At 37.1% G+C, this 12,876-nt stretch carries 5 protein-coding genes; all 5 read left to right on the top strand.

Annotated features, from left to right (window positions below; translation table 11 throughout):
- The first annotated feature begins 446 nt into the window (after positions 1-446).
- Genes Q5O86_RS05710 through Q5O86_RS05690 form a run of 5 tightly spaced genes read left to right on the top strand, consistent with a single transcriptional unit; the run spans position 447 to position 12,719 of the window.
- Positions 447-2,645 (top strand): pilin N-terminal domain-containing protein, encoded by a 2,199-nt coding sequence (locus Q5O86_RS05710; protein WP_302626181.1) that lies wholly within the window; start codon positions 447-449, stop codon positions 2,643-2,645.
- Positions 2,626-3,513 (top strand): class C sortase, encoded by an 888-nt coding sequence (locus Q5O86_RS05705; protein ID WP_302626180.1) that lies wholly within the window; start codon positions 2,626-2,628, stop codon positions 3,511-3,513. Before Q5O86_RS05710 ends, Q5O86_RS05705 begins: the two co-directional genes overlap by 20 nt.
- Entirely contained in the window at positions 3,510-4,292 is a 783-nt protein-coding gene (locus Q5O86_RS05700; RefSeq protein WP_302626179.1) for a class B sortase, read from the top strand. Before Q5O86_RS05705 ends, Q5O86_RS05700 begins: the two co-directional genes overlap by 4 nt.
- A gap of 49 nt (positions 4,293-4,341) precedes the next feature.
- The gene (locus tag Q5O86_RS05695) at positions 4,342-7,614 is read left to right on the top strand and encodes a collagen binding domain-containing protein (protein WP_302626178.1); all 3,273 of its coding nucleotides are present in this window, start codon (positions 4,342-4,344) and stop codon (positions 7,612-7,614) included.
- Positions 7,615-7,625: 11 nt separating this feature from the next.
- Positions 7,626-12,719, top strand: coding sequence for a collagen binding domain-containing protein (locus tag Q5O86_RS05690; RefSeq protein WP_302626177.1), 5,094 nt, complete (start codon positions 7,626-7,628; stop codon positions 12,717-12,719).
- Positions 12,720-12,876: the final 157 nt, after the last annotated feature.

Here is a 12,876-nt window from a genome sequence, read left to right as displayed (position 1 = left end):
AAGATTAGACCAAAAGGGAAAACGTAAGAACATTGATAATAGGATAGAGTATGTAGTGTATGATGTAACTTAAAGAAGAGAACATGTGATTTCATTTTTGGAGAAGAAAAAAGATTATATTTTTGTATAACTAAATGGAAAATATAATATATTTTGTGATTATGAAATGTTTGAAATTATAAAGCTAAAAAATTGGGGGATTTTATCCAATCATTGATTTTAGTATTAAATATTTTTGTCAAATTACAGTTTAAAGAGAAAATTATAAAATTTGTACAAGGAAACATATATACAGAAAATGAAATAGCATGAGAGACATTACATCTTTGTAATGTCTTTTTTGTATGAGCAGCGAGGAAAAAGCGTGAAATGTTAAAGATATTGTGTTTTCAATATAACAACCTAAAGGTTTTATATAAATTATAGTTTATCTAGGAGGAAAAGAGATGAGAAAAGGTTTAAAAAAAATAAGCACTATTGCTCTGGTACTTGTTTTGGCGGTTCGGACAGTATTACCGATAATGGCAGACACAGGATATTCATCAGCGTATGCCTCAAACACAGAAGCAGTAAAAGACGCTCTTAATAATGCAGATATCATTGATTATGCAAAAAAGGGCAGTATGACAATCAGAAAGTATGACATGACAGCAGCAAAACAAATTGCGGGTCTTGATACGAATGACACAGAAGCAACAGGTTTTTCCAGTGGAGAACAAAATCGTGTTGTGGAAGACAAATTTAAAGATTTTGAAATTTCCGGTGTTGAGTTTACTTATGTGAATCTTGGACAGATTGAGACGTCATCTAAAGTAGTGGATGGTAAGAAAGAGATAAAAGTAGTCTATGAGATTGATGCAGAACTCCGAACGATTTTGGGGCTGGATTCCATAACGCCGGAAAATATGAAATCGGATAATGAAGCAAACAAATGTACAGGAACAAAGTATCATTATACGGCATCAACACTTCAGGATGCGGTCAGGGCTACGAATGAAAAAGGGGTCAAAGCTAAAAATAAGTTAGAGGCTTATGCAGTTAAAAATGGTACTGCAATGGAATTAACGGATAAAAATGGTCTTGCAAAGGCTGAAAATCTTGACCTTGGACTGTATCTTATCGTAGAGACGAAGGTTCCAGAACAGGTGACAATGACAGTTGAACCATGGATTGTGTCTATACCAATGACACATTCTGATGGAAAAGGATGGTTCTATGATGTTTATGTATATCCAAAGAATCAGTCAGGAAATCCTACTTTGGAGAAATTAGTTAGAAATGCAGAAGGAAATAATGTAACAGACGGTTCCAAAAGGAAACAGGGGAAGGATTATCTTGTATCTGAATATGAAAAGAATGATAAGTTTGTAGCTGACAGAAAAGAGTATTATTATGATTCATCGACTACAGCATCCGAGGGAGATATACTTGACTACATTCTTTTGTCAAAACTTCCGCATGTTACATCTGAATCAACTTATCTGACACAGTATCAGTTTAACGATACACTAAGCAAAGGTATTGAATATGTCGCTGGTACAGTACAGATTGCATTTTATGAGTCAAATCCGGAAACATGGGCTGATGACATTGCAGCGCATAAACCGGGTTCTACGGTTGGAAGCGTTAAAACATATGATGCAGACGTAAATGGTGAAGATGCTAAATATGCATCTGTAAATGATGTGACAAGAGCAGCTGCCATCTGGGATGTATCATCAACAAATAAATTTGCAGCAATTAAAACATCTGAAAATAAAGATGATACTTCATCGTTAACTGTTACCGTAACGGAAAAAGGTTTGAAGGAAATTAATGAAAAATATTCTGATTACTATATGGTTGTTTACTATCAGGCAAAAGTTAATTCAGACGCAACAGCAACTCTTGGTGATGAAGGAAATCCAAACGACGTTCAGCTTATATGGAGTAGAACATCAGAAGGTTTTTATGACACATTGGAAGACGAAGCTATTGTATTTACATATGGTATTGATGTGACAAAGACATTCTCAGATAACAATGGCAATGCGGAAAATGTTAAGTTTACACTTTATAACACGACAGATGGATACTATGTTGTATCTGATAAAACGGAAACATCAGGAAACGATAAGATTTACTATGTTACAGGAAAAACTGAAAACGAGAGTGAAGCGACACAGTTTGTTCCAAACGCAAATGGTAAGTTACTGATTTATGGTATTGAGGGAGATAAATACGAACTGACAGAAACAGCAACAGACAATAAATATTCCTTATTAAAGGAGCCGATTGTGATTGATATTAAGACAGCAACACAGGACATTGAATCGGCAGTTGCAGGCTGGGATGGAATGACAATAAATGATGCAGATAAGTTAAATGCGACGTCAGGAGAAGGAAGACCGGCAGGGAAGATTGCCATGGCAAAGGGTGGTGTTGAAAGTGCGACTGCAACAGTAGATGGACAGGCAGTCAATCTTGGTACATATAAGACATCAGCAAATGCAGTTGCAGGATTAAGTGTATTGAACTCAAAGAACTGGTTTATGCCACAAACAGGCGGCTATGGAATCAGACTTCTTCCGATTATCGGAATGATTGCTGCCGGTGTAGGAGTAGCCGTTGCAAGAAGAAAGAGAAATGAAGAGACAGAAGAATAAAAAGTATAGTGCAAAATCAATTGTATTATATAAAATTTTTCCTGTGATAATTATAATAATCGGAATAATTACTGCTTTATATCCGTGGATTAGCGATTATATATATAGGGACAGGATGTCAGGGGTGATAGCTGATTATGAAAAAGAAGTAGATAAAATGGACGATGAGAGAATTGAAAATCTGTTTTCTCAGGCACAAAAATATAACGACAGACTTAAGAAAGAGGTCACCGTGCTCCGTGACCCATTCAATGAGGAGAGCGTGAATCAGATGTCGGAAAAGTATGCATCCTTAATTCTACTAAAGAGCAGTCTGATGGGATATATCATTATTCCCAAAATTAATCTGAATCTTCCCATATACTATGGAAGCAATGAGACAGTTTTAATGAAAGGTATCGGTCATCTGGAAGGAACATCCCTTCCCATTGGAGGGGATGGATGTCATAGTGTGCTGACAGGTCATACAGGGCTTAATGATAAAAAGCTGTTTACGGATTTAGAACAAATGAATAAAGGTGATTTGTTCTTTATTAAGATTCTTAATAAAAAGTTGTGTTATAAGGTAATGTCTATAAAAGTTGTGTTACCGGATAATACAGAAAGCATTTTTTTTGATGATAGCAGGGATTTGTGTACGCTTATTACATGTACCCCATATGGTATTAACGACCACCGTCTTCTTGTAACGGGGGAGCGTTGTGAATATATGGAAAACATGGAAGAGGATATTAAGGCAGGTAATTATGTATCACAGTGGAAAAATGAATATATGAAATGTATTGCAATTGGACTTTTGCTTGCGTTTTTAATTGTGGCTGAAACAAAGTTCCTCAGCCGTAAAAAAATAAGAGAGGGTAAGCGATGAAGAGAAATGCTGTCCGAAGATTTTTTCTAGCTGTTTTTATAGTGGTGTTTACAATTTCATCTTATGAGTTTCTAAGTGATGTTTATAAATGTTATAAAATTAAATCTGAGTATCACAAAATCAGGGATAAGGTGGTAGACGAAACAGGAAAAGAAAAAATTATAGATTGGAAGGAATTACTTCAAATCAACAAAGATATCGTGTGTTGGATTGAAATACCCGGAACGCCTGTTGATTATCCGGTAGTACAGACGACAAACAATAAGGAATATCTATCCAAAGATATTTATGGAAGGTATAGCATATATGGTTCTGTATTTCTTGATGAACGCTTATACAATACAGAGCTGGGTAAAAACCCAAACAATATCATATACGCACACAACATGGGAAGATGGACGGATGTGATGTTCGGCAGTTTAAAAAATTATTTAGATGCAGGTTATTTCAAAGGACATGAAAAAGTTAAGTTATATACTCCAGAGAAAACTTACCAGTATCAGATTGCATCTGTCTGCTATGCATCACAGTCATCCGGTGTGTATGATACGGAATTTAATAATATATTTTTTAATGCATGGGTAAAGGAACAGATAAGTAATTCTATGTATCCATGTTTAAAGCAAAATGCAGCGGATTATTCAGAAAGATTTAGAAAAGGAAATCTTGATGAAAACATAAGGAAATACGGGAACACACTGACACTGTCCACGTGTGATACAACACACAACACAGATAAAAAAATCGTGGTGTTCTGTATTCCTGATTCGCATACTTAATAGAAATTGATAACAGTGGTATAACCACATAACCAAAAGGAGAATGTGAATGAAATTATTGAAGAAAGGAATTATACTCCTTCTAGTATCAGTATTGCTTCTGACCGGAGTTTACGCATCAAATATTATTATCCAGGACAAGGGAAAGGACGTACAGGCGGAAGATGATGCGAAACTCATTGAGGAGTATTCAAAAAAATATGGTGACAATGTAAATGTCGGCGCACATCTGTATGTGTGGTCGGGGGATAAAGCATTTTCTCCAAAGGAATATCTTCCGGATGGAATGCTTAGTAAGAATGAAACAATGGAATATCATGACGGAGTCATAGATTTCACTCCGGGTGCAACTTCGGTAGTAGTCTACAGGGTTTCGGCAGAAAAATATTCTGTATATAAACTGTATCTGTTTACGGCAGTATCGAAAAAGGAGTTTGCAACAGTACGCTCTGAAAAGATAAATGATGTAATATACGGACTATCAAAATCAGAGGGATTTACAGGATATGTTCCTTCAGATTATACAGAGTGTGGGAAGATGTATGAATCTGATCGGGAACTGACAGTACAAAAAGGTTCTGTATGTTATCCTGAGTTTGCCCATTGGAATTACAACAGCAATGATTTTGTATTGAGTATCAAAGGAGGTAATGTAAATACAGCAAAAAACGGTACTTATACATTAACTTATGAAGTAACACCTGTCAGTGATGCATCCATGAACTGGTATGAAAAGTATACCATCCATGTAACAGATGCAGAGAGCGAAAATAAGGGAATGAAAGTAACGGTGGCAGACAGTGTGGTTCATGCTACAGTTACAGATAACAATGGGAATGATTCAGAAGTATATCTTGGAAGAGAATTTAATCTGGATGCAGGCGTTAGTACAATTGAAGTACAGAATTTAAGAGGATACGATGCGTACGCAGATATTGAAATTGTAAAGAATGGAAAAGTTGTTGATAAGAATGACTTTGTTTTATCCGAAAAAGAGCAGGATGGAAGTTATATCATTACTTTTAAGAATAGTTATGATTATAGAGGAATGGAAGTAAAACTTGCAAATAAAAAAGTAGCAGAAAGCCTGATGAATAAATCTGACAATGTCTGTAACGGTGGCTGGGATAATAACGAGAACGCAGGGATTGAAGTAGATGATTATGATGAAACACAGGGAAAGACATTTGCAGCTGCTATCATAAGCAATATAACAGATTCCTTTGTGACGGTTGTAAAAGCTGACAGTGAAGTGAAACAGAAAAATATCAAAAAAATGGTATCAGACCTCAAGTGGAATCATAGCGCAGATGAATATCATAAGGATGTACCTACCGGAAGAAAAATATATGATGGGGTTCGTGTTTATTTCTCAAAGAGTAAGCTGACGGAGACACTAAAAGAACTTGCAGAAAGCAATGGTCTTTCTCTTGTAAGTAAGAGTGATGTGCCGGGATATCTCGATATTTATTGTATTGATCATGGCACAGCCGGATACGAATCAAACCAGCTTTCGTTGAGTCTTTTAGATTATGTAACAGCATATCTGATGAAAGATAAAAAAGGCGGATATTATATCCATATCTGTGCAATGTTCCACAGTAAGGGCAGACAGAGGATTGGTGGAAAGGCAGTAAATATTAAACTCGAAGTGCCTCCTGTTACATATTTGAAGATTGTCAAAAAAACAAAAGTCAAAGGCGAAAATGTCGGAGTTGTAAAAGGGGCTGTCTATGGAGTTTATGCAAAGAAAGCGGATGCAGATGCAAGAAAGCGTGAATTGTTTAAGCTGAAGCTTGACGGTAAAGGAGAGGCGACAACGTCAAAAAAACAGGCAAAAAAACTTTCTCCGGGCAAGAAATACTATGTTCGTGAGTTAAGCAACCCGATTGGAACAGATCTGAATGATAAAATCTACAAAATACAAACAACAACCAACAATACTGTTGCAAAAAAAGCTGTAAAACTGAATGTTGAAAATGAGCCATGGGATTTCAGTATCCAGATACATAAGGTGGAAAAGAATACAGGAAAAGATTTATCCGGAGCTAAATTTGAAGTAAAAGAGTGGAGCGATAAAGGCTATCAGATAAAAAAAGATGTCGGTAATAACGGCATTCTTGTAACAGACTATCATGGGGATGCATCCACGGGGAAACTCTATTATACAAAGACCAATCAGGGAAAATTTAGAATTACTGAGATTGAAGCTCCGCCTGACTGTATTAATAATCATGCAACAGAAGACTACCAGATCACAAAGGAGAATGCAGCATCGATAGAACCTCTTCTCTGGACTGTTGAGAATGGAAGGGCAAAAGGATATATCAGTATTCAGAAAATGGCAGTAGACAGTGAGAATAAGGAGGTTTCAAAAACCCTTGACCTGACGGCTACATTTAACATTTATAGTGATAAAGAGTGTAAGGATATCTATACAAAGATAACAACAAATAAAAGCGGATATGGAAAGTTAACAGAGGCAATTCCGACAGGTACTTACTATATTAAAGAAATCAACTGGGCAAATGGTACAACTCCGTTTGATCAGGACTATACGAAAGGTGTCAAAGTCGAAAAAAATAAGACAACAGTGATTAAAGCAAATCCAAACACAGAAATCTTAGGACTTCAGAAACAGTGGAGAGCAGGTCTTCAGGCAGTAAAGAAGGATTCCGTAACAGGAAAACTTCTTGGTGGTGCGGAGTTTACATTTTATGAATGGAATGGTGCATCTTATATACCGATTGCAAAGAGAATATCCGATAAGACAACAGGGATTGCAAAGATTGATATCAAAGAAAACCTTGTGAAATGGACGACGAAAAATCAGGGCAGATTTGCAGTGGCAGAAACAAAAGCACCGGATAATTATGAGATTGATGATAAGTCAATGAAATTTGTTACAATCAGTGTTTCCAATGCAAATGAACTTGTTCCTTTTGAGGCATTTACGGATACACCGGGCGGCTGGCTTGATATCACTAAAATAATTGTGGATGGTCTTGGAAATAAAGACATAAACTACGATTTTTCAAGTAAAGCATTAGGCATTACTTATGGTATTTATTATGATCCGGCCTGTGAAAAAGCGGTAAGCGGTTATGAAAGCATTATACTTGAAAAAAATGGACATTTCAGGACCGGATATCTGAGACCGGGAACGTATTATTTAAGAGAGAATACATTGAACAGTTTTCTGTTCTCCAATAAAGCAGGAAAATCAATCCAGTTTTTGATTATGCCGGGAACAGTAACATATCTTAACGGAGAAAAAGGGTTATCCTATGACGGAGTGACATGGGATGACAGCATATGGTAAGGAGGTTTAGAATGAAAAAATTTAATAATATAAGCAGACGTCTGTTTGCATTCGTTATGACGCTGGTGCTTACCATATCACTGTTTCATAATTATGCTATGGCGGCAGATAGTGATTATATTACTGTTGACAATAAAAGCGGCCATTTTTATGTAACAGTTAAGGATGATACAACGGGTAAAAGTGATAGAATAAGAATTGATGTCAATCTTGGCGATAAGCTTGGTGGAAGTAAACAAAATCATACTACAGCAGAAACTACCGTAAGTGCAAAAATTAATGGGAATAAAGGTAGCAATTATAATTTGACTGTAGATGACACTTACACAAAGAGCGGTCTGTATTATACGGCAAAAGGGAATTATGCGGTTGCAATTATCGGAGTATCTTTTACGGTACCCGCACACACATCGTATCAGCGCTTAGAAACTGATAAAACTTCCGGTAAGTGCAGAGTTTATAATTCGGTATCAGGTGCAAGAACCAGTCCGGTATATACAGATCTTGACACACATGAGACTTCCGAAGAAACAAAAAAATTCATTCTCGCAGTGAATCTGATGAATATGGGGATAAATCTTGACCATGGAGAAATCCATACCAATATGACGGTACATATTGCAAGAAATTCCTATACAGTAAAATACGACTTGAAGGGTGGTCGTTTTGCATCAGGATATAATACTGCACATACAGCTGTGGATGGAAGAACACAAAAAAAGAATCCGACAACCGTAACAGATGGTGGAGATAAAGGATTTACAAATACATATTTTTATGTAGAACATCCGGCAAAAACAGGATATACATTTACGGGATGGAACATCAGCGGAATGGACAATGATACCCATGGTATTGGTACAAGCAATGGAATATATTATTGTAATACTACGACTGTTAATACAGCCACAACGCCAACATTAAAGGATAGTACATATATTCCATATTCATTTAAGAGTCTGAGAAGAACAGCCGGAACTGTAAATTTTGCGGCAATGTATGTACCGAATACATATTACGTTAAGTATGATGGAAACGGTGCTACAGCGGGTCAGATGACCAATACGGAATTGAAATATGATACTGCCGGAAATCTTGCGGCAAACAGATATGCAAAGGTTGGATATAAATTCCTTGGATGGTCGACAAATAAAAATGCTGCAGCACCGGAATATGCCAATGGTCAGAGTGTTAAGAATCTGACATCAAAAGCGGATGATACAGTGACACTATATGCAGTATGGCAGAAAAATAATTCATCACTTTCAGATTCCAATGTATTAAAGAATGTTGAAAAAATCCTGAAAGTAAATGTTGTAAAAGTCGACGAAGAGGATTCGGAAAGGACTTTGAATGCAGCTTTTGATGTATATGAGTGGTCCGCACAGGCAGGAGACGGATATGGTGCCTATAAGAAGACCCCTTCTTTCTCTATTGATTCTAACAGAGAATATAAATTTACTTATACATCGGACAATCAGGGGAAATTTAAGATTAAGGAAACATCTGTAGAAGCTCCATATGTAAATGCAGGGGATGAAGCGGAAATTGATATGTCAAAAGATTGTATTGATATACCGTTTTATGAGAATACCATGGTAGATGAAGACAAAGGTGTCTTCATTATGGGAATTGGATATGAAAAAGGTGATATCGTAAGAGATAGTGCTGATTTGAGCAGTGCAACATTTTATAGGGCAAAAGTTGCGAATATGAGACAAGATCTTGATGATGATACTTACTGGACTAGACTTACGGATAGTTATGAGAAATATGAGAGATTAATTGCCGGTGCAGGTAAATGGGATGTGGCGGATACATACGCAAGGACTTTCAGCATAGAGTTTTCTAACAAAGAAATGAGTGCAGGTCTGAACTTCGGTCTTAGAAAGAAAAATCCAAGAGGTTCACTGCTTAAGGGAGCAGAGTTTAATGTTTACTATGCAGATGAAAAAAGTTTCTGCAGGGTAATGGGATATGATGGAAAAAGTTATAACACAACGTATGATGCTGAGGGCAAGATACTTTTACCTGAAGACAGAGAAATTCCGATAGATAATAGACAGACTCATGCAGTAAATGTGGATGCAACACATAAAACATTGGAACTTATTGTAAAAGAGAATAAATCGCCAGATAACTACAAAAAAATAGACGACTTTAATGTTAAGGCTTATGCTTCATATAATAATAAAGAAAATGAGTGGATTGTGGATTATCTTATTGCAACATTTTCCGATGGTAGTACACAGAGGATTGATAACGGTGGTGTTTTTGATAGTGACCAGCTGGTTGATAAACCTTATGAATTAAATCTTACTGTTGTAAAAAAAGGAGATAAGGGGAATTATAAGACAGCTGACCTTGCCAGTGCAGAGTATACAGTATATGCAGATGAAGCACTGACACAGCCTGTTACTTTCATTGAGATTGGTAATAATGGAAAAGGAAAAGCAGAAGGACTTGACTTGAAAGATTATTGGCTGAAAGAGACAAAAGCTCCGGTAAGTGGTAAATTTAAGCTGTCTGATGAAGTACGGCATGTGAAGGTTACTCCAAATGGCACGCAGACGGTATATGATTATGCAGCTGAATTTCAAGAAGATGAAGACTGCGGAATGTTAAAGGTACATAAGGTTGACACAGAGGGGAACGAAGTCAATGGTGCAGGTTTTACGTTGTATGAATATCCTGAAGGTATTAGCGAAGAGGAGATTCCTTTCTATAACTGTACGGAGCTTAATGTAATCAGTACTGCAACAGTAACAGATGGATATGCAACATTTACGGACATTCCATTTGGTGATTATATCTTAGCAGAAACAATAGTACCGAATGGCTGGAAAAAGGCGCCAAATCAGAAAGTGACACTTACTATTGAAAATAAAGGAAATTCCGAATACACGGCAGCGTTTACTACAGTTGTTGAAGAGAAAGAAGAATTCCGTACTAAAATTTTAAAAGTTGATGCAACAGACAATCACAAACTGAGCGGGGCGGTCTTTAAGATTTATGATATTACGACCGGTGCTTATCTAAAACAGACGTTAGTGACATCTGATGAAGAGGGCAATGCCATTGAGACAGAAGAGGATGCACTCTATACAACAGATGAAGACGGACTGATTATTGCAGACGGACTTATGAAACATTCCTACCGAATTGAAGAGGTATCCGCACCGGAGGGCTATGTACTTGACTCAGAACCACAGGTAATTATCATTTCTGATGGGAAGGAATCAGGAATTGATGAGGATGGTATTCCGTATTATGAAGCCACATTTAAAGACAACAAAACGGAAACAACTTTTACAAAGGTTGATATTACAACAAAACAGGAGATTACCGGAGGAAAATATCATGTAGAAGACCTTGAAGGAAATATTATTGATGAATGGACCGGTGATGGTAAAACTCATAAGGTTTATGGACTGATTCCGGGAAACACATATCTGTTCCATGAAGAGGCAGCACCGGATGGATATACGATTGCATCTGATGTTGAGTTTACCGTGAAAGAAGATGGAACCGTTACGGAAGTTATTATGGAGGATGATTATATCAAGGTTGATTTGAGCAAGGTGGATATCACATCGGATGAAGAACTGCCGGGAGCGGTTCTGGAGCTTTATGACAGTGAAAACAACCTGATTGAGACATGGATATCCGAGGCAATACCGCACCGTATTGAAAGGCTCAAAGTCGGAACTTATACTCTTGTAGAGAAGAGTGCACCGAAAGGATATCTTGTTGCAGACAGTGTCACTTTTGAAGTGGGAGAAACGGGAGAAGTTCAGACTGTCGTTATGAAAGATGACTATACAAAGACTGAATTTATAAAACTCGCATCCGATACTGCAGAGCCGCTTGCCGGATGTGTACTTCAGATATTAGACAGCAATAAGAATATTGTAACAGTGGGTGGTAAAAGAGCTGAATGGACTACGGATGGTAATCCTTATGAGATTGATTATCTGACAGCCGGAGAGACTTATTATCTCCACGAGGTATCTGCTCCATCAGATTACCAGCTTGCGGACGATATTGAATTTATAGCAGGAAAGCCATGGACGGATGGAAAGTCCCAGACAGATAAAGATTACAATATCCCATCCGGCAGTGAATACGAAGACCAGGGAGGCAATGTCGTAAACTACGATGATGGCGTCATTAACGTTCCTGAAAGTGTAACTGAAAATGAACCTGAAACTTCTGAACCTGAAACAGAAGACGATTCTGATATCACAGATGGTGATGCCCACGAAGTAGATGTTGATGATTTAGATATTCCTGAAGATGATGACAGTGAGTATACAGGAGAATTAATCAGTATCACAATGCTTGACAAACCAAAACTTGTATCAATCCTTAAAAAAACAGATACGGGAGATTTGCTAGAAGGTGCAGAACTCGAACTGATAGAAGACGCTACGGGAAATGTATTGTATTCATTTACCACATCAGCTAATGTAGACAGTGTATTTAAACTGAAGAATGGTAAATATACGATTCATGAGAAATATGCACCGGAAAACTACGAACTTGCAGAGGACATCCACTTTGAAGTAACGGATGATACGACAGAAGTCGAATATGAGATGATTGATAAGTACATCGGAAGTTCTCTTAAAGTCATTAAATTGGATGAAAATACAAAGAAACCAATAGAGGGTGTTGAATTTACCCTGAAAGGGGAAAGTGGTCTGACATTAAAAGCCAGGACAGATGCAAACGGAGAGATAACCTTTGGAATGAAAGACGGAAAACCGACACTTCCACCACAAAAATATACCTTAACAGAAACTTCCACCAAAGAGGGTTATAGTTTATTAAAGGATCCAATCGTAGTGGAACTGCCGTTGAAACTGACAAAGGCAGAGGCAGAAGCTGAAGGAGCCGATTTAAGCCAGGCAAAGTGGGATAAGGACAACGAAGTATATCGTTTCTTTGACCTTACTTACCAGATATCAGATGGTGCCACGCTGGAACTCCCTGCTACCGGCTATAGTAATCTTATATACGGACTCCTTGCAGGAGCAGGAATTATGATACTTGTCGGCTTGTATTTTTGTATTAAATATCTAAAGAGAAGTTTCTGGAGATAGCCGATTAGTAAGTGATTCATAGATAATGGCATATAGGGGCAGTGGTACAAAAAACGTATACTGCTCCTAAAACTATTTGTAAACATCTGTTCGATATGGTATACTTATATATAAATAAACGAATATACTTATTTATAAGGAAGAGGGAGGACAAATC

Source organism: uncultured Eubacterium sp., assembly GCF_937958975.1.
In the GTDB taxonomy this organism is placed as follows: domain Bacteria; phylum Bacillota; class Clostridia; order Lachnospirales; family Lachnospiraceae; genus Eubacterium_G.
The sequence above is the reverse complement of the archived record's forward strand: the minus strand, read 5'-3'. Positions and strand labels throughout refer to the sequence as shown.